Origin of the sequence: Streptomyces canus (genome assembly GCF_030816965.1) — a bacterium.
Lineage (GTDB): Bacteria > Actinomycetota > Actinomycetes > Streptomycetales > Streptomycetaceae > Streptomyces > Streptomyces canus_E.
Genome location: NZ_JAUSYQ010000002.1, coordinates 1,578,551 through 1,604,506 on the forward strand (window position 1 = coordinate 1,578,551; position 25,956 = coordinate 1,604,506).

Consider the following 25,956-nt stretch of genomic DNA (forward strand, 5'->3'; position numbering starts at 1 on the left):
CATAGGGCGGCCCCCACCCTTGGTCAAGACCAATCCTCGATCCCCTCTGGGGCGCGCGGGCGTGATGCCACACAGCGTTAATGAGGCATTCAGGCAGCCGGCAGGGCGCGCAGCTTGTCGGGGTTGCGGATGACGTAGACGGACTGGATGAGGCCGTCCAGGATGTCCAGCTGGAAGACGGAGTCGGGCTTTCCGCCCGACAGGAAGAGCACCGCCGGTCCGCCGTTGAGCTCCAGGAAGCGCCACGTGATGTCCGGGACGCCCTTTCCGGCGACGCCGACGAGGAAACGGCCCACGTGGTCGGCCGACTCCAGGACCCGCAGCGGCGCCTTGCTCTTGCCGCCGCTGTCCCCGACGAGCCGGACGTCCGGGGCGAGCAGCGACATCAGCCCCTCCAGGTCGCCTCCGCCCGCAGCGGCGAGGAAACGCTCCGTCAGATCGCGGCGCCGGACCGGGTCGACCTCGTACCGCGGCCGTCGTTCCTCGACGTGCCTGCGGGCCCGCCCCGCGAGCTGCCGTACGGCCGGTTCGCCGCGGTCGAGCATGGCGGCGATGTCGGCGTACGGGTAGCCGAAGGCCTCCCTGAGGACGAACACCGCCCGCTCCAGCGGTGACAGCGACTCCATGACGACCAGGACCGCGAGGGAAACCGAGTCGGCGAGGACGGCCTGCTCGGCGGTGTCGGGCACGGTGTCCCCGAAGTCGGTCACGTACGGCTCGGGCAGCCAGGGGCCGACGTACGTCTCACCGCGCGCCTTGACCTGGCGCAGCCGGTCGATCGCCAGCCGGGTGGTGACGCGGACCAGATAGGCGCGCGGTTCGCGCACCTCGCTCCGGTCGGCCGCCGACCAGCGCAGCCAGGCTTCCTGCACCAAGTCCTCGGCGTCGGCGACGCGCCCGAGCATGCGGTAGGCGACGCCCATGAGGACGGGGCGGTGTTCTTCGAAGACATCGGTCTCGGTGTCAGTGGCCACGGGTTCATCCCAACCCAGACGCCGGTTCGTGTCCAGGCGATATCGGCGGGCGGCGGGTCCCGAGGGATCTGAGGGTCTACCCGCCAGTAGTAATTGCTGACAAGCTGTCTACAGCGCGTCCGCCGTGCGCCTGCCTCAGCCCGTGAGTCGCCGTCAAGGAGCCCTCATGTCCACCACCGTCTCCTTCAAAGTCCCCTCCGCCGACGGGCCGCAGCCCGTGACCGTCTCCTACGCGCGCGTGGGCCGCGGTGAGCCGCTGCTCCTGCTGCACGGCATAGGTCACCATCGGCAGGCCTGGGACCCGGTGGTGGACATCCTGGCGACCGAGCGCGACGTGATCGCCGTGGACCTGCCCGGGTTCGGCGCGTCGCCGGGGCTGCCCGAGGGGCTGTCGTACGACCTGGCCACCACGACGTCCGTCTTCGGGGCGTTCTGCGAGGCCCTGGAGCTGGACCGCCCGCACGTGGCGGGCAACTCCCTCGGCGGTCTGCTGGCCCTGGAACTCGGCCGCGAGCAGCTCGTACGGTCCGTCACCGCGCTGTCTCCCGCCGGGTTCTGGTCGCGCGCCGAGCGGCGCTACGCGTTCGGGGTACTGCTCGCGATGCGGCACATCTCCCGGCGGCTGCCGCTGCCGCTGGTCGAGCGGCTGTCGCGCAGCGCGGCCGGCCGCACGATGCTCACGAGCACCATCTATGCGCGCCCGGGGCTGCGTTCACCCGAGGCCGTGGTCGCCGAGACGCTCGCCCTGGCGCAGGCCACGGGTTTCGACGCAACGCTCCGGGCCGGTACCGCCGTCCAGTTCGGCGACGACATCCCGGGGCTGCCGGTCACGGTGGCCTGGGGCACCAGGGACATGCTGCTCGTGCGCCGGCAGGGGGTGCGGGCCAAGCAGATCATTCCCCGGGCCCGGCTCGTGCGGCTGCCCGGCTGCGGCCACTGCCCGATGAACGACGACCCCGCTCTGGTCGCGCGCGTCATCCTCGACGGCAGCCGCTGAGACCTTCCGCCGCCGGCTCAACGCCCCTGACCCGAGGGCGACTCCGGCGCCGACCAGGGCACTGCCCACGGCCTGGGCGGCGCCGTAGGAACCCGTTCCGACCAGGGGCGCGGTGGAGGCGGCCGCGACCGGGATGAGCCCGGAGAACAGCGTGGCGCGCTCCGGGCCGATCCGCTGCATGCCCATGTACCAGCACACGAACCCGACGACGGTGACGACCGCCGCCTGCCACAGCAGCGCGGCGGCCTCGGCCGTGTCGGGGCGGCGCAGCCACGCGGTGCCGTCCAGGAACAGTCCGACCACCGCGGCCTCGACGGCGGCGACCGCGCAGACGGTGGCGGACAACAGCCGTGGCCCCAGTGGCCGCAGCACAGGTACGGCGAGCACCGCGAAACCGACCTCACCGGCCAGCGCGCACACGGAGAAGGCGATGCCCGTGCCGTCCGTACGGCCCCAGCCCTGCACGGCGAAGGCGCCCAGGGCGACGAGCAACGCGCCCCGCAGGACGCGGGGTTGGGGTCGGCGTCCGTCGAGCAACGGCACGAGAACGGCCACCAGCACGGGGGCGCAGCCCACGAAGACGCCCGGGACGGCCGGTTCCGCGGTGCGTTCGGCGGCGATGACGGCGAGGTTGAAACCGACCATCCCCACGGCGGCGAGAAGCGCGAGACGGGTCCATTGGCGGGGCCCGAGTGCCCGCAACCGTGACACGGCGCCCCTCGCGGCCGGCGGAACGAGCAACAGCGCGGCGAGGCCGTAGCGCAGGAACTGGCCGCCCGCGTACGGGTAGTCGCCGAGCAGGCTGTTGGCGGTGAAGGACGCTCCGACGAGGACGCAGGCGAGCGTGGCGGGGAGAAAACCGCGCGTGGTGGTGTTCATGACCGTGACGCTAGGAGGGGTGGCGGTCCGGTTTAAGGTCCATTCCCATGACGTCATCGCGGACCAATCCGGAAGGGAAGCCGGGCGTATCGGAATCCGCCGGGTCGCCCGCCTGGGAGCTGCTCCTGCCCGCCGTCTCCGCGCCGGCACGCACGCGTGGCCGTTCCCTGCAGGCGGCGCTGCGGGAGGCGGTCCGGTCCGGACGGCTCGTGCCGGGGACGCGGCTGCCGTCGAGCCGGGATCTGGCGGCCGACCTGGGTGTGTCGCGTGGGCTGGTCACCGAGGCGTACGAGCAGCTGACGGCGGAGGGCTATCTGCGCAGCGGCCGGGGCGCGGGCACCTGGGTCGGCGGCGCCGTGCGGGCCGCCCACCCACGCGCGCGTGACCTGGCCCCGCGCACTACGGGCAGCCGCGCCGACTTCGTGGCCGGGACGCCCGACCTGTCGTTGTTCCCCCGCACCGCCTGGGCCACGGCACACCGCGGTGTGCTGGCGGAACTGCCGCACCAGGACCTCGGTTATCCCGACCCGCGTGGGCTGCCCCGGCTGCGCGCCGCCCTGGCCGAGCTGCTGGCCCGCCGCAGGGGCGTGGTCGCGGATCCGGAGCGGATCGTGGTCGTCTCCGGCGTGGCTCAGGCGACGACGCTGCTCGGATTCGCGCTCCACGCGCGCGGCTTGCCGACAGTCGGCGTGGAGGACCCCGGGAGCCCGCAGCACGACGCCCTGTACACGGCGGCAGGAGTCACCACCGTTCCCGTACCGCTGGACGAGGACGGAATCTGCCTCGGTCCCCTGCACGAGTCGGGCGTGCGTGCCGTGGTCACGACGCCCTCCCACCAGTTCCCGACCGGCATCGCCTACTCCGCGCGGCGCCGCGCGGAACTGCTCGACTGGGCGCGTTCCGTCGACGGCTTCGTCCTGGAGGACGACTACGACGGCGACTTCCGCTACGACCGGGCCCCCGTCGGCGCGCTCCAGGGGCTCGACCCGGATCGTGTGGCCTACGCGGGATCCGTCAGCAAGTCCCTCGCTCCCGGACTGCGGCTGGGCTGGCTGCTGGTGCCGGAAGCGCTGGCCGACGAGGTCGTCGAGCGGAAGCGGACCATGGACCTCGGTCATCCCACGCTCGACCAGGCGCTGTTCGCCCGGTTCGTGGAGCGCGGCGACTACGACCGCCAACTGCGCCGCTGCCAGCGCGCCTACCGGGAGCGGCGCGACGCGCTGGTCTCCGCGCTCGACGAGCACCTCCCCGGCACGCAGGTGTCCGGGATCGCCGCCGGGCTGCACGTCATCGCCACGCTGCCGCCCCGGTACGGTCCCCAGGAGAGGTTCCTCGCGCGCCTGGCGACGGCCGGTGTGACCGTCCGCCCGCTGACGGACTACGCACACGCGCGTGCCGAGCCCGACGAGAAGCGGGGTGTGCGGCTGGTCCTCGGCTACGCACACCTGCCTGAGACGCGGATCCGGGACGGTGTACGCCTGATGGCCGAGGCCGCCCGCGACTGACCAGCGCCATTTCACACACGAGTTCCCTGGTTTCCGCGGCCAGTTGTTCACGTGGGGTTTGCGTGTGCGCTGCGGTGCCCCAGTAGTTCTGGCATCGCACACCGGCCGGATCCCGTCCTTGGAGGCGCATCCATGTCACACCGTCCGTTCCCCGGCCGCCGCGGTATTCTGCGCGGCTCCCTGGCCGCGTCGGCCGCCCTCACCCTGCCCGCGGTGTCCGGAACCGCACCGGCCTTCGCCCTCTCCGGGCGCCCCGGGGCGGGCTGGGGGGTGCAGACGGGAGACGTGACCTCCGACTCCGGCCTGGTGTGGGTACGTTCCGACCGTCCGGCCCGGATGATCGTGGAGACGTCCGCGACCGAGTCGTTCCGCACCCCCCGCAGATGGCACGGCCCACTGCTCGGCGCGGACACCGACTTCACCGGTACGACCCGGCTGCGCGGTCTGCCGTCGGGCGAGCAGATCCACTACCGCGTGCTGCTGGCCGACCCGAACGACCCGCGCCGCACCGGCGAGCCGGTCGCCGGCACCTTCCGCACGGTGTCCTCCAAACGCCGTGACGGGGTGCGGTTCCTGTGGTCCGGCGACCTCGCCGGGCAGGGCTGGGGCATCAACCCGGACTTCGGCGGCTACACGATCTACCGGGCGATGGCCCGGCTCGACCCGGACTTCTTCCTGTGCAGCGGCGACAACATCTACGCCGACGGCCCGATCGCGGAGACCGCCGCCCTGCCCGACGGCAGCACCTGGCGGAACATCACCACCGAGGAGAAGTCCAAGGTCGCCGAGACCCTGGCCGAGTTCCGCGGCAACTTCCGCTACAACCTGCTCGACCACAACCTCCGGGCCTTCAACGCCCAGGTGCCGTCCGTCATCCAGTGGGACGACCACGAGGTGCGCAACAACTGGTACCCGGGCCAGACGATCCTCGACTCCGACGCCCGCTACACCGAGAAGAGCGTCGACGTCCTCGCGGGCCGGGCCCGGCGCGCGTTCAGCGAGTACTTCCCGGTCTCCACGCTGCGGCCGGGTGCGCGGGAGGGCCGGGTGTACCGGGTGCTGCGCCAGGGTCCGCTGCTCGACGTGTTCGTGCTGGACATGCGGACCTACCGCAACGCCAACTCGCCCGACGACCAGACCGTGGATCCGCAGGGCATCCTCGGCCGGGAGCAGTTGGAGTGGCTCAAGCGGGAGCTGTCGCGCTCGCGGGCAGTGTGGAAGGTGATCGCCTCCGACATGCCGCTCGGCCTGGTCGTGCCCGACACCACGGAGGGCAGGGCCGACATCGAGGCGGTGGCGCAGGGCGACCCGGGCGCCCCGCTCGGACGTGAGCTGCAGATCGCCGAGTTGCTGCGGTACATCAAGCACCGGCGGATCACCGGCACGGTGTGGCTGACCGCCGACGTGCACCACACCTCGGCCCAGCACTACCAGCCGTCGCGGGCCGCGTTCACCGACTTCGAGCCGTTCTGGGAGTTCGTCTCGGGTCCGCTGAACGCGGGTGCCTTCCCGGCCGGCGCGCTCGACGGCACCTTCGGACCGGAGCGGGTGTTCGTGAAGGCGCCGGCCGCCTCGAACGTCTCCCCCGCGGGCGGCTACCAGTTCTTCGGCGAGGTCGACATCGACGGCCACAGCGGTGAGCTGACGGTGCGTCTGCGCGAACAGGACGGCACGGTGCTGTTCACGCGGGTGCTCCAGCCTGGCCGGGTGGGCCAGTGACCTCTCGCCGACGTCACTCACGACTGAACAGTTGAAAACGGCACAAAAAGCGCAGAACAACGCTTTACCGATCAGTCACAATGCGTTCGTGATCACGCAACACCGTTCCTCCACAGTGGCTGCATGACTCGAGACATGTCTGATGTGACCCGTGCGAAACACGGTCGCCCCGTGCACCACTGGCGGCGCGACCTGATCGAACTCGCGGCCCTGTTCACGGCGGTCGCGGTGGCCGACACCGCGGCCAACCTGATCGGGCACGGCCCCGACGGCACCGCGCTGCTGGTGATCTCGGCGGTGACCCTGGCCGCCACGGCCGGATTCCACACATGGTGGGCACGCCGCCACGGTCACGCGCCCCCGACGGGCGATACCGGCACCCGGCCGCTGCCCCAGGGGGAGCAGGCCGGGCCGTCCGACGAGCCGTCGCGCACCTCGGACCCGGTGGCCGCGGAGAGCACGCTGTGGCGGATGCGCACCACGGTGAAGGACGAACCGGGCTCGCTGGCCGCCCTCTGCACGGGCCTCGCCGCGCACCGGGTCGACATCCTCAGCCTGCAGACCCACCCACTGGCCGAGGGCACGGTCGACGAGTTCCTGCTGCGTGCGCCCGGTGCGCTGGAGGGCTCCGAGATCACCCGGGCCGTCGCGCTGGCCGGCGGCACCGACACCTGGATCGAGCGGGCCGACACCCACGATCTGGTGGACGCCCCAACCCGGGTGCTGGGCCTCGCCACCCGGACCGCGCTGGACGCGGCGGAACTGCCGCTGGCGTTGCGGCAGTTGCTGGGCCGGTGCACGATCCGGTCCTTGCCGGCCGTTCCGGTGGGCGGCGGTCGCGGCTCGGAGAGTGTGCCCGTGGAAGGAGTTCTGGAGGACACCGTGATGCGGTTGCGGGCGCCGGAAGGCGGAGTGATCACCGTGGAACGGCCGTATCTGCCGTTCACGCCTACGGAGTTCGCCCGGGCCAGGGCCCTGGTCGAACTGGACGCCCGGCTCGGTCCGCGGGTGCCGCGCAGCCAGGACGCACTGACGCTGCCGGAAGGCCACGACATCACCGTGCGCCGGGCCGACACCGGGGACCTGGACGCCGCGGTGGCGATGCACGAGCGGTGCTCGCCGCGGACGTTGACCATGCGATACCACGGGCCCGTCGGTGACGCCGACCGCTATCTCAACCATCTGCTCAGTCCGCGGTTCGGCCGCACCCTGGCCGTACAGACCGCGTCGGGGCGGATCGTGGGGCTCGGGCATCTGCTGTGGGACGGCGACGAGACCGAGGTGGCGCTGCTCGTCGAGGACGCGTGGCAGCGGCGTGGGATCGGCGCGGAATTGCTGGAGCGGCTGGTGGCGCTGGCTGTCGAGGCCGGGTGCGAGAGCGTGTACGCCGTGACCCAGTCCTCCAACACGGGGATGGTCGCCGCGATGCGGGGACTGGGGCTCCCCCTCGACTACCAGATCGAGGAGGGGACCCTGGTGATCACCGCGCGTATCGCTCCGCAGGGCCGGCCGGAGCCTGCTGTGGGAGTCGCGGAGCCGCAGGTCAATACCGCCCCGCGGCCCTGACGGGGCGCTCAAGCGCTTGGTCCAGATCCGTCCACAGGTCCTCCACGTCCTCCAGGCCCACCGAGAGACGGAGCAACCGGTCACTCACGCCCGCTCCCCTGCGGTCCTCCGCGTCCACGATGCGGTGACTGATCGACGCCGGGTGCTGGATGAGGGTGTCCACACTGCCCAGGCTCACCGCCGGGGTGATCAGGCGAACCCGCTCGATCACCCCGTGCGGGTCGCCATCGACCTCGAAGGCGACCATCGCGCCGCCGATACGCGGGTAGTGGACGCGGGTGACGCGGGGGTCGGCAGCCAGGCGGTGGACGAGTTCGGCGGCGTTCGCGGAGGCCGCCCGCACCCGTACGGGAAGAGTCGCGAGGCCTCGCAACAGCAGGTAGCCGGCGAGGGGGTGCAGGACGCCGCCCGTGGCGAAGCGGACCTGCCGCAGGTGCCCGGCGAACTCCTCGTCGCAGGCCACCACGCCCGCCATCACGTCCCCGTGGCCGCCGAGGTACTTGGTGGCGCTGTGCAGCACCAGGCGGGCGCCTTGTTCCGCGGGGCGCTGGAGCACCGGCGTGGCGAAGGTGTTGTCCGCGAGAAGGGGCACGGAGCCGCAGGAGTGGGCCAGGGCCCGCAGGTCGATTTCGGCGAGGGTGGGGTTGGCCGGGGATTCGACCAGGACCAGGCCCGTGTCCGGGCGCAGGGCGTCGGCGACCCCCGCCGGGTCGGTCCAGGTGACCTCCGTGCCGAGAAGTCCCGCGGTCAGGAGATGGTCGCTGCAGCCGTACAGGGGGCGTACGGCGACGACGTGGCGCAGGCCCAGGGAGGCCCGTACGAGAAGGACGGCCGTGAGCGCGGCCATGCCGCTGGCGAAGGCGACCGCGGACTCGGTCTTCTCCAGCCGGGCCAGGGCGGTCTCGAAGCGGGCGACGGTGGGGTTGCCGAGGCGTCCGTACACGGGCGGGCCGTCCGGCTCGGCGCCGGAAGCCGCGAAGGCGTCGATGCGGGCGGCCTCGCCGCGGCTGTCGTAGGACGGGTAGGTCGTCGACAGGTCGATGGGCGGGGCGTGCAGTCCCTGCCGGGCGAGATCGTCGCGGCCGGCGTGGACGGCCTCGGTGGCCAGTGCTCTGAGCGGCGTACGAGAGGCGGTGGCGGTGCGCGCTGAGTCCATGCCCGCAAGAGTGAACACCGACCGGCGTTCCTGGGGTGAACCCCGTGCTACGTTCGGCCGATGGCCGAATCTGTCGTACTGGACCCGGTGGACCTGCATCTGCTGCGGCTGTTGCAGAACGACGCCCGGACCACCTACCGCGACCTCGCCGCGCAGGTCGGTGTCGCGCCGTCGACCTGTCTGGACCGGGTGACCCGGCTGCGCCGCTCGGGCGTCATCCTCGGTCATCAGCTGCGGCTGGATCCGGGAAAGCTGGGCCGGGGCCTCGAAGCGCTGCTTTCGGTGCAGGTCAGGCCGCATCGGCGGGAACTGGTGGGACCGTTCGTGGAGCGCATCAGGGCGCTGCCGGAGTCGCGGACCGTCTTCCATCTGACCGGCCCCGACGACTATCTCGTGCATGTGGCCGTGGCGGACATGACGGATCTGCAGCGGCTGGTGCTGGACGAGTTCACGTCCCGGCGTGAGGTGGCCCGGGTGGAGACCCGGTTGATCTTCCAGCAGTGGGAGTGCGGACCCCTCCTGCCGCCTGCCACGCCGACAGCGGAATCGGGGTGACTCCCACGAGGTCCCCGTATGAGGATGGACCGCATGTCTGAGACTCAGAGCCCGCTGCCCCGTCAGGTCGCCGACGCCTACGTCGACGAGCTCATCGCCCTCGATCCGATCACCGGCACCTACCTGGGTGTGAAGGAGAGTTCGAGCAAGCTTCCCGATACCTCGCCGGCGGGCCAGGAGGCACTCGCGGAGCTTCAGCGGGCCACGCTCGCGAAGCTCGACGAGGCCGAGCGGCGGCCCGGCGCGGACAGTGACATCGAGCGCCGGTGCGGGCGGCTGCTGCGGGAGCGCCTGACGGCCGAACTCGCCGTGCACGAGGCCGACGAGGGTCTGCGCTCGGTCGGCAACATGGCCACGCCCGCCCACTCGATCCGCGAGGTCTTCACCGTCACCCCGACGGAGACGCAGGAGGACTGGGCGGCGATCGCGGAGCGGCTGCGGGCGGTACCGACCGCGTACGCGGGCTACCGCGAGTCCCTCGCGCTCGGTCTGGAGCGCAAGCTGTACGCAGCGCCGCGTCCGACCGCCACGTTCGTCGAGCAGCTCACCGAGTGGGCGGACACCGACGGCAACGGCCGTGGCTGGTTCGAGGACTTCGTCTCGGCGGGCCCCGAGGCGCTGCGCGCGGAGCTGGACGAGGCCGCCCGCGCGGCGACCGCCTCCGTGGTGGAGCTGCGGGACTGGATGCGGGACGTGTACGCGCCGACGATCGAGGGCGCGTCGAACACGGTGGGCCGGGAGCGGTACGCCCGCTGGGCGCGCTACTTCAACGGCACGGACCTCGACCTGGACGAGGCGTACGCGTACGGCTGGTCGGAGTACCACCGGCTGCTCGCCGAGATGAAGCGGGAGGCCGAGAAGATCCTGCCCGACGCCGGGACGCCCTGGGTGGCGCTCGCCCACCTCGACGAGCACGGCAAGCACATCGAGGGAGTCGACGAGGTCCGCGACTGGCTCCAGGGCCTGATGGACCAGGCGATCGACGCGCTCGACGGCACCCACTTCGAACTCGCCGAGCGGGTGCGGAAGGTGGAGTCCTGCATCGCCCCGCCCGGTGGTGCGGCGGCGCCGTACTACACGCCCCCGTCGGAGGACTTCTCGCGTCCCGGCCGCACCTGGCTGCCGACCATGGGCCAGACCCGTTTCCCGGTCTACGACCTCGTCTCCACCTGGTACCACGAGGGCGTCCCCGGCCATCACCTCCAGCTCGCCCAGTGGGCCCATGTCGCGGAGAACCTCTCCCGCTACCAGGCGGCGGTGGGCGGGGTCAGCGCCAACGCCGAGGGCTGGGCACTGTACGCGGAGCGGCTGATGGACGAACTGGGCTTCCTCACGGACCCGGAGCAGCGGCTCGGCTATCTCGACGCGCAGATGATGCGGGCCGCCCGCGTCATCGTCGACATCGGCATGCATCTGGAGCTGGAGATCCCGGCGGACTCCCCCTTCCACCCGGGCGAGCGCTGGACCCCCGAGCTGGCGCAGGAGTTCTTCGGCGCGCACAGCAGCCGTCCGGCGGACTTCGTGGAGAGCGAACTGACCCGCTATCTCACGATCCCCGGCCAGGCGATCGGCTACAAGCTGGGCGAGCGGGCCTGGCTGCTGGGCCGGGAGAAGGCGCGCGAACGGCACGGCGACGCCTTCGACCTGAAGGCCTGGCACATGGCGGCGCTGTCGCAGGGCTCTTTGGGCCTGGACGACCTGGTGGACGAACTGGCGCGGCTCTGACGCTCGGGATCAGGTGGCCGACTCGGACCCACGGTCCGAGTCGGTCACCGGCCGCGGCCGTTCACACGCCGGCGCCGCGCACGTGAACGGCTCTCAGTCCGGGAGCCGGCGCAGTTGGACGAGACCCAGCCAGGTCTCCGGCCCGGGCCGAACGTTGGCGGCGCGTACCGCGTACCGGCCGGGAGCGAGCGAGACCTTCAAGTGGTCGGTGTTCACGGAGTCGTTGCCGGGCCAGGCCGCGTCGAAGAGGACGACCGGGCCGGGTACCGACCAGTTCACCTCGTCCTCCCAGACGGCCGTGGCGAGGGCGGCGGGGACTTCGGCGAGGAGTTCGTCCTCGGAGTCGGCGGCGCACCACCGTACGAAAGTGCCGTGGTCGGGGAGGTAGGAGGTCGAGGCGGGCTCGTCTCCGAGGACCAGAGCTGCGGCGTCCCCGACCGGCAACAGGCCCACGCAGCCGTCCACTTCACAGGCCCGGTCGTAGTCGGAGGCCGTCTCGTCGCCGTCGGCGCCCGCCCAGAACGGCAGCACCGTCTCCGGCACCGCTATCAGCGGGCCGCCGCCCGACTCCACCCACTCCACCGCGCCCAGCTCCGCGTATCGCACCATGCGCCAGAACCTACACGCACAGGAACCTCAGGGTTGCACCTGCACAGGAACCGTCCTGTGGACCGAGTGGACGTGAGTCCGTTCAGCCGCCCGCCCCGAACGGTCTCGGGCGAGCTGGTCCCCGGCGTACTCGGCCCCGGGGCGGCGACACGCATCCCGTGCATGGTCCGGGCCCGGGAGGCCCCCGCGGCCGGAGGCCGCTGATGGACACCGCCCTGCGCGACCTGGCCACATAGATACGGCCAGAGGCGGCGGGAAGGCCCTGGACCATCCTCTGGTGGAGCAGGGGCCCCGCACTCCCCCAGAGGGGGTGCCCCCAGACGCCGTACCCGGTGCCCCAGGTCAAACGGCCACGTTAACCCGATCGGCCCAGGGCGCCGCAAGTCCGCGACCGGACCATCACTCGATCGAGCTAACTCGACCTCGTGCACACTCTCCGGCGAGCAGCTACAACCCCACCAGAATCGCCAGGGTTCAGCAGCCGCAGTCGGCCGAGCCGGCCGGGGCGGTCAACGGGTCCGCGGTGCGGCGCTCGCGGCCCTTCCAGGTCTCGAACTCGAAGCCCTCGCGCACCCAGTACTCGAAGCCGCCGAGCATCTCCTTGACCTGATAGCCGAGTTCGGCGAGGGCGAGCGCGGCGCGGGTGGCGCCGTTGCAGCCCGGGCCCCAGCAGTACGTCACGACGGGCACGGACTTGTCGAGGAGTTGACCGGCCTGGTCGGGAATGAGGGCGGTGGGCAGGTGGACCGCGCCCGGGACATGGCCCTGGTCCCAGGCGGCGGTGGAGCGGGAGTCGAGGACGACGAAGCCGGGGTCGCCGTCGGCGGCGAGCGCGGCGGCGACGTCGGACACGTCGGCGTGGAAGGCGAGGCTTGCGCGGAAGTAGGCGGCGGCCTCGGCCGGGGCGGCGGGAGCGACGCGCAGAACGGGGTTCAGGGTGAGCGAGTCGGTTGTCGTCATGGCCAGAAATCTACGGTTGGCGATCACCAACCTGAAGGGGGATTCCACGGCGTGGACCTTGCTCGGCCGGGGATTCCCCTGCTATTCCTCGGACATGAGCGCGTATTCCCCGGACGCCACCGACTGGCGCATCCTCGACGTCCTCCAGCGGGAGGGCCGGGCCACTTTCGCCGAGCTCGCCCGTGCCGTATCGATGTCCGCGAGCGCGGTCACCGAGCGGGTGCGCCGTCTGGAGGAGGCGGGGGTCATCCAGGGGTACGCCGCCGTGGTCGACCCCGACCGGCTGGGCCTGCCGATCCTGGCGTTCGTCCGACTGCGGTACCCCAACGGCAACTACAAGCCCTTCCACGACCTGGTCGCCGTGACGCCCGAGATCCTGGAGGCACACCACGTGACCGGCGACGACTGCTTCGTCATCAAGGTGGCCGCCCGCTCGATGCGTCACCTGGAGGAGGTGTCGGGCAAGATCGGCACGCTGGGCTCCGTGACCACGAGCGTCGTCTACTCCTCCCCGCTCCCCCGGCGGCCCCTGGGGCGTTGACCTCAGCCTCCGCCCCGCTGTTTCAGCACCGACCCCGAGCGCCCCTTCACGACCTCCAGCTGGGCATGGATCCGCCGGCGCAGGTCGGCCACATGGCTCACGATGCCCACGCTGCGGTCGCGCTCCCGCAGTGAGTCCAGGACGTCGAGGACCTCGTCCAGGGTCTGGTCGTCGAGGCTGCCGAAGCCCTCGTCGATGAAGAGGGTGTCGAGCCGGACCCCACCGGCCTCGTCGGTGACGACGTCCGCGAGGCCGAGCGCCAGCGCGAGGGAAGCGAAGAAGGTCTCCCCGCCCGACAAGGTCGCGGTGTCCCGCTCGCGTCCGGTCCAGGCGTCGACGACGTGCAGTCCGAGTCCGCTGCGGCCGCGTCCGGTGCGGTCGTCGGAGTGGACGAGGGTGTAGCGACCGGAGGACATGCGTTGCAGGCGCGCCGTCGCGGCGGCCGCCACCTGCTCCAGGCGGGCCGCGAGCACATAGGCCTCCAGCCGCATCTTGCGTTCGTTGTCCGCGGAGGTACCCGCGGCGAGCGCGGACAGCCGGGCCACCCGGTCGTACTCCTCACGCAGCGGCGCCAGCCGCCTGAGGCCGGCGGCCGAGCGGGCGGAGAGCCGGTCGAGTTCGGCGCAGCGCCGGGCGGCCGCGTCGCGCGCGGAGGCGGCCTCTCGGACCCGGCGGCCCGCGTCGGCGGCGGCCCGCTCCGCGCGCGCCACGTCGGCGGGCGGCTGCTGAGCGGCGTCGGCGGTGTCGGTCTCGGCGAGTACGGCTCGTACGGCGGCCTCCTCGGCCTGCCAGGCGTCCAGCCGGTGCTGCAGGTCGCGGTGGGCCGCCTCGTCGAGGAGGGCGGCGGCCGCGGCCTGCGGGGTGTCGAAGCCGGCCCGGAAGGCGGCGTCGGCGAGCCGGGCGTCGGCGTCCTTGAGCCGCTGGGCGGTGTCCTCGGCGACGCGCGCGGTGTCGGCGGCGTCGGTGAGCAGTGCGGCCTGCCGCTCCAGCTGGGCGGCGCGGGCGGCCACGCTGTCGGCGGCGCCGCGCGCTTCGGTCAACTCCGCTTCGAGGGTTGCGCGTTCCCGGTCCAGGGCGTCCCGGAGGGTGCCGCGGGACGCGGTGCGCACGGCGGCGTCCTGCTGGGCCGACAGACGCTGTTCGCGCTCCCGCTCGGCCTGCCGCAGCTGTTCCGTCGCGGTGTGCAGCGCCGAGGCGGCGCTGCGGGCCTGGGCGTACTCGCGCTCCAACTCATCGGCCTGGACGGTGAGTTCCTCGGTGGACGTGTCGCCGGCCTCACCCTGGGCGGCAGCCAGGGCCCGCTGGACGAAGGCGAGGCGTCGCTCGGCCTCGGCGCGCTGTTCGTCGGCGTGCTGCGAGGTGGCGAGCGCGCGCTCCTCGGTCTCCCGGTCGACATGTCCGGCGTCCTTGCGAGCGGGGGCGGGGTGCTCGGTGGCGCCGCAGACCGCGCAGGGCTCGCCGGCGGTGAGCTGTGCGGCCAGCTCGGCGGCGATGCCGGTCAGCCGCTGCTCCTTGACGTCCAGCCAGTCGGCGCGGGCCTTCTGCGCGCGGTCCGTCGCCTCGATGACCTGCTGCTGGGCGTCGTCGGTGTCCCGGGCGAACTGGTCGCGCCGGCGTGCGGCGGCGAGCCGCTTGCGGGCGGGCTCCCGCTGCACGGCCAGCTGTTCGGCGCGGGTGGCCGCCTCCTGGGCGGACTCGACGCCGTGCCGAAGATCCGCACGGGCCTCCTCCCACCCGGCCAGCCATGCCTCGGCCTCCTGGAGAACCTCCTCGTCGGAGCGCTCCTGGCGGTCCAGGTCGGCGCGCTCCGCGACGAGTTCGGCCAGGCGCTGCTCGGCACGCCGGGCCGAGTCCAGGCCGCCCAGCTCCTCGGCCGCGCGGCGCGCGGCGGCGGCGAGTCCGGCGGCGCCCGCTCCCGCGAAGGTGTCCGGCAGCTGCCCACGCGCGCGTGCCTCGGCCACGGCCGCCCGGCGGTGCTCCGCCTCCGCCGCCTCCCGCAGCTCCAGCGCGGGCGCCACCGCCTCCGCCTTGCGGGACCGCTCCATCCTGGCCTGCGCCTGGTGGTAGCCGTCGGCGCGCTCCTCGAGCAGCGCGGCCCGCTCGTGCGCCTGGGCGAACCGGCGTTGCAGCCGGTCGAGTTCGCGTGCGTCGGCCAGGGCCCGCTCGGCGGCGGCCTGGGCGGACTCCGCGGCACCGAGCCCGCAATGGGCGATCGTCAGCTGCTCACGGGCAGTGCTGCGGGCCACGGCGGCCGCGCTCAGGACGGCCTCGGCCAGCCCCGGCTCACCCGGCGCCAGCTCGGGCAGGACCATCGCGTCACCGGCCGCCTGCTGCATGCGGTGCGCGTCGGCCAGCAGCGCGGCATCCCCCTCACGCACCTGCGCCTCGGCGGCACGGCGCCGCTCGGCCAGCCGCTTCTCGACCTCGGCGAACCGATGGGTGTCGAAGAGCCGTCCCAGCAGCTTGCCGCGCGCTTCGGCGTCGGCCCGCAGGAAGCGCGCGAAGTCTCCCTGGGGCAGCAGCACGACCTGGCAGAACTGCTCGCGGCTCATGCCGAGCAGCTGGGTGATCTCCTCACCGATCTCCTGGTGGGACCGGCTCAGGTCCTTCCACGCCCCGGCGGCCCCGTCGTACTCGCGCAGCCAGCTCTGCGCCTTGTCGAGCGTCGTACCGGAACCGCGCTTCTTGGGGCGCTCCCACGGCGGTTGCCGGGTGATCTCCAACCGGCGCCCGTCGACGGTGAGTTCGAGGCGGACCTCCGTGCGGGTGGTCGCAGCGGCATGATCGCTTCGCAGGGTCATGCCCTGTCCGCTCTGGCGGGCCCCCGGAACGGCGCCGTACAGCGCGTAGCACACGGCGTCCAGCACCGACGTCTTGCCCGCCCCCGTCGGCCCGTGCAGCAGGAACAGCCCCGCCGCCGACAGCTCGTCGAAGTCGACCGACTGGGAGCCGCCGAACGGCCCGAAGGCCGTGATGTCCAGCCGGTGCAGCCTCACCGCGCCACCTCCCGCACGGTCTCGTCCGCGCGGACCGCGTCGAACGCGTCCCGCAGCACGGTCTGTTCACGCTCGTCGGGCCCGGCGCCGCGCACATGTGCCACGAAGTCCTCGGCGATCTGCTGGTCGCTGCGGCCGGCCAGCCGCCGGGCGTACGACACATCGGGGTCGCCCGGGGTCCGCTCGGGGTCGAACACGAGGCTGAGCGTGTGCGGGAAGCGCTCACAGAGCCGGGCCATGGGCTCCGCCGGGCGGACCGGGTCGGTGAGGGTCGCCTCGACCCAAGCCTCCTCCTGGGGCAGGAGCCGCGGGTCGGCGAGGAGCTCCTCCAGCGTCCCCCGGATCCGGGCCAGCGCCCGCGGCACCGGGCAGTCGACGCGCTCGGCGGTGACCGCGCCCTCCGCGTCCAGGTCGACCAGCCACATGCTCTTGCGGTGGTCGGTCTCCGAGAAGGAGTACGGCAGCGGGGAGCCGGAGTAGCGCACGCGCTCGGTGATGGCCTGGCTGCCGTGCAGATGCCCGAGGGCCGCGTAGTCGACCCCGTCGAAGACCCCGGAGGGCACGGCGGCCACCCCGCCGACGGTGATGTCCCGCTCGCTGTCGCTGGCCTCGCCGCCGGTGACGAAGGCATGGGCGAGGACGACGGACCGCGTCCCCCGCGCGCGCGTCGCGAGGTCGGCGCGGACACGGTCCATGGCGGCGGCGAGCACAGCCTCGTGGCCCGCCTTCTCCACGCCGAACTCGTCCTTCACCAGGGCGGGTTCCAGATACGGCAGCCCGTAGAAGGCCACGTCACCATGACCATCGGAGAGGACCACGGGCGTCCCGCACGCCGCCGGGTCGGTCCGCAGATGGATGCCGGCGCGTCCGATCAGCCCCGCGCCGACGCCCAGGCGGCGGGCGGAGTCGTGATTCCCGGAGATCATCACCGTCGGCACGCCGAGGTCGGCGAGCCGGTGCAGGGCGGCGTCGAACAGCTCGACCGCGGCGAGCGGCGGCACCGCGCGGTCGTACACGTCTCCCGACACGACCACCGCGTCCACCCCGTGCTCCCGCACGGTCGTGACGAGGTGCCCGATGAACTCGGCCTGGGCTCCGAGCATGTTGACCCGGTGGAACGCCCGGCCGAGATGCCAGTCGGAAGTGTGCAGCAGCCTCATGATCCCCGAGACTAACGGCCGGGTCTGACATCACGGGCGGTTACTCCCGTAATCGTCCGCCACCGCGCTCTTTGTACCCGCCCATCGCATTCAGGCCAACTCGCATGCCTGGGCGAATCCTTGATGGAACGGGCTTCACGTGCCGGACCGGGAAAGGGTTCAGCGACTTTCGGCCAATGTGAAAAGAAGCACCACCGGCCCCTCGCTGCTCCCCTACATTGACATGCCTGTTCAGCGGAAATTCGGGGGATATGCAATGGATCCGGTGACGGCCGTCGCGGCTGCGGGTGTGGCTCTCGTGGTGAAGGGAGCGCTGGAGACGGCGGGGCAGGAGGCGGGCAGGTCCGGCTGGGCCGGCGGTGCGCGCCTGATGGAGCGGATCCGCGCGCGATTCCGGGGCAACGCGGACGCCGAGGACGCGCTCGACCGTGTCACCGGCGCTCCGGACGACGAGAACGCACAGCAGGAGCTGGAGCGGCAGCTCGCCGCGCACATGCTGCTCGACTCCGGGTTCGAGACGGAGATCCGTCGGCTGGTCGACGAGGCCGTCGCCGCCCAGGGCAGCTCCGGCGCGCAGATCACCGCCACGTTGATCAAGACCGCCCAGGTGTTCAACGGCAAGGTCGAAGTACAGGGCGACTGGACGACGTCGTAACGCAGGAGGACAAGCGGGGCGCATCGGTCTCTGCCGTCATGCCCTGTCCGGTGGCCACCTCTGCCCCGTCCTCTCCCGCGCGTCCGCGCGCGTACCGCGCCGCGGCCGTGCCCGGCGGGCGCGCCGAACGAGCCCAGCAGCGACCAGCCGAAAGCCGAAAAAACACCATGAGCGAGGACACCTCTGCCGACAGCTCGCGGGCCGGAACACGGGCCGCGGAGCCCAGGGAGGAAACCGCCAAGGACCCCCGCCGAGAGAAGGCGGATGCCGGGGAGGCCGGCCGGGACTCCGGTGACGACAAGGCCGCGCCCGAGCCGAAGAAGGACGACAGGCCGGCCGAGCCCGAGCCGCGCACGGACGCCGAGCAGCACGACGGGCCCGTCAGCGAGAAGGACGCCCTGCGGTCCCTGGTGGAGGGCGGCGGACACGCTGACGCCGAGCGGACCGAGGCGTTACGTGCGGGCGCCCTCGCCGACGAGATCGCCCGGCGGCTGAACGCCGACGCCTCGGGCACCCGTATCGGCACCCTCGCGCTGTTCAACGAGACCGTCAGCTTCGGCGGTGGTTTCCACACCGGCGGCACCCGTACCGGCGGGCCGCGGCCCGGCGGGGTCTCCGTGCTGACCATGGACGCAGCCGAGATCACCGATCACACCGAGCTGTTCGTCGCTCCCGAGGACTATGGCGAGGCCCTGGACGCCCTGTCCGAGCGGCGGGTGCTGGTGCTCACCGGAGCGCCGGGCAGCGGCCGGGAGGCCGTGGCCGTGAACCTGCTCGAGGAGGCCCTGGCCATGGGCGGTGACGGGGCGGGCTGCCGGCGGCTGCTGACGCCCGCGACCGTCCTGGAGGCGGGCTGGGAACCGCCGGTGAAGCACTCGGGCTATGTCGCGGCACTCGACGACGGGTCGCCCGTCGTCGAGAAGTTCACGTCCGCCCTTCTCAGCGGGCACTCGCACGGAACGGCCCAGTGGGCCGCGCTCGTCGCCACCCTGCGGGCCTCCGGCTGCTACCTCGTGCTGACCGGTGGACACGACCTGGAGGTCCTCGCGGCCGGACCCGGCGGTGACCAGGTGGCCCGGCATCCCCTCGCCCCCGTCGACCCGCTGGCCGTCGTCGAGCGCCGGGTCCTCGGCCACGGCGGCAGCGCGGACGCGTACGCCGATCTGCACGCGCTGCTGGAGCGGACCGGGGCCGCGACGGCACTGCGGGAACAGCCCGCGGCCCGCAACGCGGCCCGGCTGGCCTCGGTGATCCGCGCGGACGGCGACGTGGCGGCCGCGGTGGCCCAGCTGCGGGATCCCAGCGAGCAGGTGCGCGCGTGGTTCAACCGCTACCGCGCGCCGGACGCGGTGGCCTTCGCGCTCGCCTCGGCCGTCCTGGAGGAGTGCGGCTATCTCACCGTCGCGGACGCCGCGGTGGCACTGCGCGCCGCCCTCACCGAGCCCGAAATCGCCCCGCCCGACCTGCGCTTCGGGGACCGGCTCGGGTACGAGCAGCAGTGGATCCGGCTCGACGTACCGGCGGAGGGCGGCTTCGGCGCGCCCCGGGTCCGGTTCCGCAACGCACTGCTGGGCCAGGTCATCCTCGCCTACGCCTGGAACCTCCTCGACGGCCGCCGGGACGCCGTACTCGACTGGCTGCGCCGCCTGTTGAGCCACCGGGACCTGGAGGTGCGCGCCCGGGCCTCGGTCGCGGCCGGGGTGCTGGCGCTGGCCGACCCGCACTACGCCGTGCACCGCTTCCTGACCGCGTGGGCCGGCAGCACGTCCTGGCCGCTGCGGCAGGCCGCCGCCACCGCGCTCGGCGTGGCGGGCAGCCGTCCGGAGACGGCGGAGGCGGTGTGGGAGCTGCTGCACCGGTGGGCGGGGGGCGACGCCTCCGCCTACCAGCGCCGCCTGGCCGGCACGGCGGCGAACGCGGTGGGCGGACTGCTCGGCCGTACGGCGCCCGAAAAGGCCGTGGCCGTGCTGCGCAGTGCGCTGGACCGGGAGGACGACTGGGGCACGCTGCCGTCGGTGGCGTGGGGCGGGGTCCATCTCGTCCACCAGGGGCAGACCAGGGCGGTGCTCGACGCCTACCTCGAGTGGTCCGCGCCGCAGGACCTGTCCCCGATGGTCGTCAAGGCGCTGTCGGCCTTCGTGTTCGCGGTGTCCCAGCCGTACCAGGAGCCGGTCCTCGACTCCGCCGACGAGCGTGGCCACGCGCGCGTACCGGGCGTTCCCGTGCTGCTGAGCGAACTGCCGCTGCATCGCGACCGGCTCACGGAGCTGTGGGCGCGCGCCCTGGCACGCAAGCCCGTGCAGGACTCGGCGCTGGACGCGCTGCACGAATGGATCGACGACTACGCCGACAAGAGCCCCGGTTCCCTCGACGCCATCGGCACGCTGCTGGTGGCCGTCGCACGCCGGCCCGGACGGCACCGCGAGCGGCTGACGTGGTGGCTGGAGAAATGGGCGCGCGACCGCGAGAAGCCGTCGGCCGGCGCCGGCCGGCTGCTGCGCACGCTCGAGCGCGCGCGGTGAACCGCATCGCACCACCCACACCCCCGACAGCACTGGAAGGAGAGGGGGAGACATGGAGGAACAGACCTACGACCCGGTCCTGAGCGAGGACGACGTCCCCAAGTGGCGGCTGGTGAACCCGCTGCGGCCGCCGGCTCCCGGCCGGGCCCTGGTCCTCGTCCGGGAGAGCGGCCCCTCGCTGACGATCCGCAGTGGCGAGGAGATCCGTTCGTCGCGGTTCGGGGCGTACCGCAGTGTGTTCACCGTCGACATGACGGAGCACCGGCTGATCCTGGACATCCCGCTGCTCAGCCGTGACGCCACGTTCTCCTTCCGCAGCCGGGTGGACCTCGTGTGCCGGGTCGCCGATCCCGCCGAGGTCGTCTCGCGCGGGATCCGCGACATGAGCGGAGCGCTCTACGGCCATCTCCGCAGGACGCTGCGCTCGGTGGCCCGGGACTACGACATCGCCGAGTTCCACGAGGCCGAGATGGCGCTCAACGCCGCGCTGGCCGGGTTCAGCGGCGACGACGCGATACGGCTGCGCAACATCCAGGTCGAACTCCTCGTCGACGAGGACGAGATCGCCGCCAGCGGCCGGGAGTTCCGGGACGTGGTGCGCGAGACCCGGCTGGACGGCATGCGGCGCAGGCGGCACCTGGACATGATCCGCGACGAGGGCGTCGACGGCCTGATCGCGGAGATCATGGAGAAGGAGGGTCCGCGGGCCGCGCTCGCCTGGATCGAGAAGGGCGAGGCGGAGAAGCGGGAGGTCCGCCGCGAGGTCATGCGTATGGTGCTGGAGCGCGGTGACGCCGACCGGGAGCCCTTCGAGCAGGCCGAGCTGGAACGCGCCGTCCTGGACGAGGTACTCCGCGACGGTGACGGTCTGTTCGAGACCGCGACCCGGCGCGGACGGCTGCGCGGCAGCCTCAGCCGCGCGCTGGAACCCGGCGCCGACGCCCGTGACGACGACGACCGAGGCGGGCGCGGTGCGGAGCGCGAGCCGCTCAAGGGCGAGGTGCTCAGGGAGTCGTACGACGACTCCGAACGGCGTGGCCGGGGCGCGGGGTCCGTCCGGGACGAGGGCGGCACACCGCGCTCGCGTCTGTCGGGCAGCGGCGGCCGCCGCACGGGTTCCTCTCCTTCCGCCGGTCCGCCCGAGGACGAACCGCTGCCGGCCGACTCCGACGGTCGCCCCTGGGACGGGCCGCGCCGCTCGGGCGGGACGGAGGAGCGCGGCGGCACGGCACGGCCCTGGCGGGAGCGGGGTTCCGGCGCGGCCGGGGACGACACCGGACGGGCGGAAGGCGCCCCGAGGCCCAAGGGCTTCGGCCGACGGGACGATGACCACGACACCGGGGAAGGCGCCAGGAGCGACCGCAGGTTCGGCCGCCCGGCAGGGGAACGCGGCACCGCAGAAGGCGGCGCGGGCGACCGCACGTTCAGGCGCCCGGCCGAGAACCGCGGCACCGCAGAAGACACGGCGCGCGACCGCACCCTCCGCCGCCCGGACGACGACCGCGGCACCGCGGACCGCCGTGGCGACGGCGGCACCGGTGGCGACGGCAGTCGTACGGATCCCGCTGTCCCGAGGGTGAGCCGGGTGCGTGGGACGGCCAAGCGGTCCCGCACCGACGGATCGGGCGGCGGAGCACACGACGGGGAGCGGCGATGACCGACCACCACGACCACTCGGCACGGCACGCGGCCCCCGCCGGGCAGCCACCGGGCCGTTCCTCGGCCCCGGCGACCCCGTGGCCCGCCCCCTCCCGGCGGCCCCCGCCGCCGGCCTCGCTCGCGTCGCCTGCCGCGCCGGCCCGGCCGCGCCCCGCGGACCACGAGGTCGCCGCGCCCAGGCCGCCCGTGCCGCAGCGGATCTGGTGTGTCGACCATGACCGCATGGGACTGCTGGCGATGTCCGTGTGGACCGAGCGCGTGCCCGGTCGCGGCGAGGACGCGGATCCGTTCGTCGCCTACCATTGGGACAGCGAGCAGGGCATGCTCGCCGTCTTCGACGGATCGGGCGGCTCAGGGGCGGCACCCGTGTGGCAGGCGTCCGACGGCGAGTCCCGCACCGGCGCCTGGGTGGGCGCGCGGGTGGCGCGGCTGGCCACGGACGTCTGGTTCCACGACGTGTCGGCGGAGGACGAACCGGCCGAACCGGAGACCCTGCGCGACTATCTCCGCTACTTCCTGGACCATGCTCCGCAGCGCCGCAGCAAGATCAGCGGCACCATGCGCCGTCAACTGCCCACCACACTCGCCGCGCTGCACTACCGGTTGGTGCGCGTCCAGGACGAAGTGGAGCTGGAGCTGCGTCCGTTGTGGGCCGGTGACTCGCGTGCCTACGTGCTGCGGCCCGGGTCCGGTCTCCAGGTGCTCACCCGCGACCACACCCGGGAGAGCGACGCGCTGGAGCTGCTGCGCACGGATCCGCCCATGACCAACCTGGTGTGCGCGGACCGGGAGTTCGAGATCGACGGCCGACGGCTGACGTATCCGCTGCCCTGTGTCCTGGTGACCGCGACCGACGGGTTCTTCGGCTATGTACACACCCCGGCCGACTTCGAGGCGCTGCTGCTGCGCACCCTGAGGGAGGCCGGCACCGCCGACGAGTGGGCCGACCGGATCCGGCGCGAGGTGCAGGCCTGCACGGCGGACGACGCCTCCCTCGCCGTCGTGGCCCTCGGCTACCGCGGATTCGCTGATCTGCGGGCCCAGTTCGCGGCCCGTCTGGAGGACTTGACGGACCGTTACATCCGCACCCGGCCTCGCGGTCTGGACCGGCTCTCCCCCGCCCCGGGCGAGGCGGGATCCGGCCCGGCGTCCACTCCGGAGGATGCCACCGAGCTGCCCGCCAGGGTTCGCGCCTGGCAGGACGCCACCTGGCACTCCTATCGCGCCGGCTACGAGGCCCATCTGCCCCTGGCACCCGAGGAGCGCGCATGAAGAAGGGCGATGTCATCGGGGGCTACCGCCTGATCAGCGAGCCCACCAACGCCAACGGCGGCAAATGCATGTGGGCGTTCGCCGAGAAGGACGGCGACCAGTACTTCATCAAGCGGTTCCTGGAGCCCAAGCGCCCCCGCGACGACGCGGCCGACTCACCGAGTGTGCGCATCCGGCGCCAGCTGTCCCAGGAGTTCGAGGACCGGCACCGGACCATCATGAAGCGGCTGCGGCCGGACGCGCGGGGCGGCGGCAACCTGGTGCTGGCCACCGACTTCTTCCACGAGGGCAGCACCTACTACAAGGTCACCGAGCGGATTGACACCTCCAGCCTGGAGAAGCCGCAGGCCCTGGAGCCCCGCCACAAGATGGTGCTGCTCAAGACGCTCGGCAACAGCCTCAAGCAGCTGCACGACATCGAGATCGTGCACGGCGACCTCAAGCCGCTGAACGTGCTGGTGCAGAAGCGGGACGGCGCTGCCTTCCACACGGCGAAGCTGATCGACTTCGACGACTCCTATGTCTCCGGCAGGCCGCCCGAGCCCGACGACATCGCCGGCGACTCGGTGTACGGGGCGCCGGAGTGGCGCCGCTACATGCAGCGCGACGGTTCGGCCGGACCGGAGCATCTGACCTGCGCGGTCGACGTCTTCGCGCTCGGGCTGATGACCCACGTGTACCTGACGGGCGAACTGCCCCACTACGACAAGCGGTACGGCTCACCGGCGGACGCCGTCAACGCGGGCGAGCAACTCGACCTGGACACACGGCTGTCGGACGACATGCTCGGCCTGCTGCGCGGGATGACCGCCCGCGCGCCGGGCAGCCGGCCGCGGATGGACGGATTCCTCAAAGCGCTGTCCGACCCGAAGGTGTGCGCCCTGCAGCACCGGCGCCCCAGCACCGCCAGACCCAAGTCCCCCTCGGCCAAGTCACCCTCGGCCGAGCCCGCTTCGGCGCCGGGCACCGCGAAGCCGTCCGGGCCGCGCACCAGCCGGATCAAGACCAACCTCGCGTCGACCCCGCGCCCACGCACCGCAGCGCCCCCGTCCGAGCCGACCCGGCCGACCACCGGCGACACCAAGCCCGCCGCCCCGCCCGCCGCTCCCCCGACGGCCCCGGCGCCGTCGGCCCCGGACACCTCCGCGGAGCGCCCTTCCCGCGTCCGCATCAACCTCGGCGACCGGCGTCCGCGCCCTGGCTCGTCATGACCCCCCGCCCACCGGCGACCGACGCACCCCGCCCGTACCACCCAGGAGTATCCGTATGAGCACCAACGAGCAGTACCAGGGGAATCTGCAGTACGCCGTCGACATCGTGCTGTGCATCGACGCGACGGGCAGCATGTACCCGGTCCTCGACAACGTGAAGTCGAGCGCGCTCCAGTTCCACGACCGGCTCAACGACGTGATGGCCAAGAAGGGCAAGGCGATCAGCCAATTGCGGCTGAAAGTCATCGCCTTCCGGGACTTCGGCGACGATCCCTCCAACGCCATCGAGCAGACCGGCTTCCTGCGACTGCCCTCCCAGTCCGGGGACTTCGAGGACTTCGTCCGGGGCATCGACGCCGGCGGCGGCGGCGACTACCCCGAGTCCGGTCTGGAGGCGCTCGCCCTGGCGATCAACTCGCCCTGGGAGACAGGCCTGGACCGCAGGCGCCATGTCATCGTGATGTTCACCGACGCCCCGGCCCACCCGCTGGGCACGCACGCCTCCGTTCCTTCGTACCCGGCTGCCATTCCCAGCAGCCTCGACGACCTGTTCGAGCAGTGGGGGTACGCCCGCAGCCAGACCGCGGTGATGGAGCAGTCAGCGAAGCGGCTCGTGCTGTTCGCGCCGGACCAGGCGCCCTGGTCCGACCCGATCGCCGAGGAGTGGGACCTCACCCTGCACTTCGCCTCCAAGGCCGGTCAGGGACTGGAGGAGTTCGAGATGGACGAGATCATCGAGACGATCGCGAACAGCCTGTGATGCCTGACCGGTCCGTGAAGCCCGACCGGCCCATGAACCCCGACCAGCCCGTGACGCTCGACTGGCCGGAGTTCCGGCTGGCGTGCCACAGCGACGGCTATCTGACCTTCGACTGGCACCGCTACGGCTCCATCACGTCGAACGTGCGGCGCTGCTCCCACGTACGGCTGCTTCCGCAGGGCCCGGACGGGCTGTCCCAGTGGGTCTTCCATCTGCGCTTCGCCGAGGGCCCGACGCCCGGGCTCCTGGTGGTCCGGGTGGATGTCGCGGCGGACCGGCTGCAGGAGGCGGAGCAGTACACCGACCTGCTGCGCCGGCGCTTCGGCATCCCGGAGCAGCCGCCCGACGCCGCCGAGGAGGCCGGGTGGCAGCGGGTGCCGGTGGACTCGCCGGATTGGATCGCCGCACCCGCGGGTGCGGCGTCGGAGGAGTTGTTCACGGCCGTCTCGGCCCGCATCGACGCCGACACGGGATGACAGCACGGGACTGACCTGGGGCCCAGGATCCCAGGACCGCGACGCAGACGAGTGACGAG

The 25,956-nt window shown here is 72.7% G+C and carries 20 protein-coding genes and 1 pseudogene; 14 read left to right on the forward strand and 7 right to left on the reverse strand.

The features are described from left to right. Positions 1–89: 89 nt before the first annotated feature. Positions 90–974 (reverse strand): RNA polymerase sigma-70 factor, encoded by an 885-nt coding sequence (locus QF027_RS08270; protein ID WP_306984663.1) that lies wholly within the window; start codon positions 972–974, stop codon positions 90–92. A gap of 166 nt (positions 975–1,140) precedes the next feature. On the opposite strand from QF027_RS08270, the gene QF027_RS08275 reads away from it, so the two are divergent. Next, positions 1,141–1,971 (forward strand): alpha/beta fold hydrolase, encoded by an 831-nt coding sequence (locus QF027_RS08275; protein ID WP_306984661.1) that lies wholly within the window; start codon positions 1,141–1,143, stop codon positions 1,969–1,971. Positions 1,972–2,496: 525 nt separating this feature from the next. On the opposite strand, the pseudogene QF027_RS50020 reads toward QF027_RS08275, so the two are convergent. Continuing rightward, a pseudogene (locus tag QF027_RS50020) lies at positions 2,497–2,907 on the reverse strand (EamA family transporter); the annotation flags it as partial. Between QF027_RS50020 and pdxR the strand changes: the two are divergent. From pdxR to QF027_RS08295, 3 genes are all read left to right on the forward strand, one after another. Continuing rightward, a complete protein-coding gene (gene pdxR / locus QF027_RS08285) occupies positions 2,898–4,355 on the forward strand; it encodes a MocR-like pyridoxine biosynthesis transcription factor PdxR (RefSeq protein WP_307073715.1) in 1,458 nt (485 codons plus the stop codon). The pseudogene QF027_RS50020 and the gene pdxR overlap by 10 nt on opposite strands. Before the next feature lie 132 nt (positions 4,356–4,487). Continuing rightward, positions 4,488–6,074: an alkaline phosphatase D family protein gene (locus QF027_RS08290; RefSeq protein ID WP_307073717.1), complete on the forward strand. Its 1,587-nt coding sequence runs from the start codon at positions 4,488–4,490 to the stop codon at positions 6,072–6,074. Positions 6,075–6,209: 135 nt separating this feature from the next. Next, positions 6,210–7,640, forward strand: coding sequence for a GNAT family N-acetyltransferase (locus tag QF027_RS08295; protein ID WP_307073718.1), 1,431 nt, complete (start codon positions 6,210–6,212; stop codon positions 7,638–7,640). Here the strand turns inward: QF027_RS08295 and QF027_RS08300 are convergent. Beyond that, entirely contained in the window at positions 7,618–8,796 is a 1,179-nt protein-coding gene (locus tag QF027_RS08300) for a trans-sulfuration enzyme family protein (protein ID WP_307073721.1), read from the reverse strand. The genes QF027_RS08295 and QF027_RS08300 overlap by 23 nt on opposite strands. A 60-nt stretch (positions 8,797–8,856) precedes the next feature. Between QF027_RS08300 and QF027_RS08305 the strand changes: the two genes are divergently transcribed. Then, entirely contained in the window at positions 8,857–9,351 is a 495-nt protein-coding gene (locus QF027_RS08305; protein ID WP_057610572.1) for an Lrp/AsnC family transcriptional regulator, read from the forward strand. A 33-nt stretch (positions 9,352–9,384) separates the two neighbouring features. Beyond that, entirely contained in the window at positions 9,385–11,076 is a 1,692-nt protein-coding gene (locus QF027_RS08310; protein WP_307073724.1) for a DUF885 domain-containing protein, read from the forward strand. A gap of 93 nt (positions 11,077–11,169) precedes the next feature. Here the strand turns inward: QF027_RS08310 and QF027_RS08315 are convergent, their stop codons facing one another. Continuing rightward, positions 11,170–11,685, reverse strand: a complete 516-nt coding sequence (locus tag QF027_RS08315; RefSeq protein WP_307073726.1) for an immunity 21 family protein — start codon at positions 11,683–11,685, stop codon at positions 11,170–11,172. A gap of 474 nt (positions 11,686–12,159) precedes the next feature. Further along, positions 12,160–12,645, reverse strand: coding sequence for a rhodanese-like domain-containing protein (locus tag QF027_RS08320; protein ID WP_306984645.1), 486 nt, complete (start codon positions 12,643–12,645; stop codon positions 12,160–12,162). Between the two features lie 94 nt (positions 12,646–12,739). Between QF027_RS08320 and QF027_RS08325 the strand changes: the two genes are divergently transcribed. After that, the gene (locus QF027_RS08325) at positions 12,740–13,186 is read left to right on the forward strand and encodes an Lrp/AsnC family transcriptional regulator (RefSeq protein WP_306984643.1); all 447 of its coding nucleotides are present in this window, start codon (positions 12,740–12,742) and stop codon (positions 13,184–13,186) included. Positions 13,187–13,188: 2 nt separating this feature from the next. Here QF027_RS08325 and QF027_RS08330 read toward each other — a convergent pair whose 3' ends face one another. Continuing rightward, positions 13,189–16,182: an AAA family ATPase gene (locus tag QF027_RS08330; protein WP_307073729.1), complete on the reverse strand. Its 2,994-nt coding sequence runs from the start codon at positions 16,180–16,182 to the stop codon at positions 13,189–13,191. Then, positions 16,179–17,342, reverse strand: a complete 1,164-nt coding sequence (locus tag QF027_RS08335; RefSeq protein ID WP_307073731.1) for an exonuclease SbcCD subunit D — start codon at positions 17,340–17,342, stop codon at positions 16,179–16,181. Before QF027_RS08335 ends, QF027_RS08330 begins: the two co-directional genes overlap by 4 nt. 256 nt (positions 17,343–17,598) lie before the next feature. Here QF027_RS08335 and QF027_RS08340 point away from each other — a divergent pair, with 256 nt between their 5' ends. From QF027_RS08340 to QF027_RS08370, 7 genes are all read left to right on the forward strand, one after another. After that, entirely contained in the window at positions 17,599–17,997 is a 399-nt protein-coding gene (locus tag QF027_RS08340; protein ID WP_306984637.1) for a hypothetical protein, read from the forward strand. Between the two features lie 167 nt (positions 17,998–18,164). Continuing rightward, complete coding sequence (locus tag QF027_RS08345) at positions 18,165–20,519, forward strand: hypothetical protein (RefSeq protein WP_307073733.1); 2,355 nt, start codon at positions 18,165–18,167, stop codon at positions 20,517–20,519. A 52-nt stretch (positions 20,520–20,571) separates the two neighbouring features. After that, on the forward strand, positions 20,572–22,176 hold the full coding sequence (locus QF027_RS08350; protein WP_307073735.1) for a hypothetical protein: 1,605 nt from the start codon (positions 20,572–20,574) through the stop codon (positions 22,174–22,176). Next, entirely contained in the window at positions 22,173–23,450 is a 1,278-nt protein-coding gene (locus QF027_RS08355) for a PP2C family protein-serine/threonine phosphatase (RefSeq protein ID WP_307073737.1), read from the forward strand. Before QF027_RS08350 ends, QF027_RS08355 begins: the two co-directional genes overlap by 4 nt. Beyond that, on the forward strand, positions 23,447–24,661 hold the full coding sequence (locus QF027_RS08360; protein WP_307073738.1) for a protein kinase domain-containing protein: 1,215 nt from the start codon (positions 23,447–23,449) through the stop codon (positions 24,659–24,661). Before QF027_RS08355 ends, QF027_RS08360 begins: the two co-directional genes overlap by 4 nt. 55 nt (positions 24,662–24,716) lie before the next feature. Beyond that, the gene (locus QF027_RS08365; RefSeq protein WP_307073740.1) at positions 24,717–25,421 is read left to right on the forward strand and encodes a vWA domain-containing protein; all 705 of its coding nucleotides are present in this window, start codon (positions 24,717–24,719) and stop codon (positions 25,419–25,421) included. Beyond that, complete coding sequence (locus QF027_RS08370) at positions 25,421–25,897, forward strand: hypothetical protein (RefSeq protein ID WP_307073742.1); 477 nt, start codon at positions 25,421–25,423, stop codon at positions 25,895–25,897. Before QF027_RS08365 ends, QF027_RS08370 begins: the two co-directional genes overlap by 1 nt. The last annotated feature ends 59 nt before the right edge of the window (positions 25,898–25,956 follow it).

Bases quoted from the DNA above. Each gene is read 5' to 3' on its own strand.
- QF027_RS08275 (WP_306984661.1), top strand. From the start codon at position 1,141: ATGTCCACCACCGTCTCCTTCAAAGTCCCCTCCGCCGACGGGCCGCAG.
- pdxR (WP_307073715.1), top strand. From the start codon at position 2,898: ATGACGTCATCGCGGACCAATCCGGAAGGGAAGCCGGGCGTATCGGAA.
- QF027_RS08290 (WP_307073717.1), top strand. From the start codon at position 4,488: ATGTCACACCGTCCGTTCCCCGGCCGCCGCGGTATTCTGCGCGGCTCC.
- QF027_RS08295 (WP_307073718.1), top strand. From the start codon at position 6,210: ATGTCTGATGTGACCCGTGCGAAACACGGTCGCCCCGTGCACCACTGG.
- QF027_RS08300 (WP_307073721.1), bottom strand. From the start codon at position 8,796: ATGGACTCAGCGCGCACCGCCACCGCCTCTCGTACGCCGCTCAGAGCA.
- QF027_RS08305 (WP_057610572.1), top strand. From the start codon at position 8,857: ATGGCCGAATCTGTCGTACTGGACCCGGTGGACCTGCATCTGCTGCGG.
- QF027_RS08310 (WP_307073724.1), top strand. From the start codon at position 9,385: ATGTCTGAGACTCAGAGCCCGCTGCCCCGTCAGGTCGCCGACGCCTAC.
- QF027_RS08315 (WP_307073726.1), bottom strand. From the start codon at position 11,685: ATGGTGCGATACGCGGAGCTGGGCGCGGTGGAGTGGGTGGAGTCGGGC.
- QF027_RS08320 (WP_306984645.1), bottom strand. From the start codon at position 12,645: ATGACGACAACCGACTCGCTCACCCTGAACCCCGTTCTGCGCGTCGCT.
- QF027_RS08325 (WP_306984643.1), top strand. From the start codon at position 12,740: ATGAGCGCGTATTCCCCGGACGCCACCGACTGGCGCATCCTCGACGTC.
- QF027_RS08335 (WP_307073731.1), bottom strand. From the start codon at position 17,342: ATGAGGCTGCTGCACACTTCCGACTGGCATCTCGGCCGGGCGTTCCAC.
- QF027_RS08340 (WP_306984637.1), top strand. From the start codon at position 17,599: ATGGATCCGGTGACGGCCGTCGCGGCTGCGGGTGTGGCTCTCGTGGTG.
- QF027_RS08345 (WP_307073733.1), top strand. From the start codon at position 18,165: ATGAGCGAGGACACCTCTGCCGACAGCTCGCGGGCCGGAACACGGGCC.
- QF027_RS08350 (WP_307073735.1), top strand. From the start codon at position 20,572: ATGGAGGAACAGACCTACGACCCGGTCCTGAGCGAGGACGACGTCCCC.
- QF027_RS08355 (WP_307073737.1), top strand. From the start codon at position 22,173: ATGACCGACCACCACGACCACTCGGCACGGCACGCGGCCCCCGCCGGG.
- QF027_RS08360 (WP_307073738.1), top strand. From the start codon at position 23,447: ATGAAGAAGGGCGATGTCATCGGGGGCTACCGCCTGATCAGCGAGCCC.
- QF027_RS08365 (WP_307073740.1), top strand. From the start codon at position 24,717: ATGAGCACCAACGAGCAGTACCAGGGGAATCTGCAGTACGCCGTCGAC.
- QF027_RS08370 (WP_307073742.1), top strand. From the start codon at position 25,421: ATGCCTGACCGGTCCGTGAAGCCCGACCGGCCCATGAACCCCGACCAG.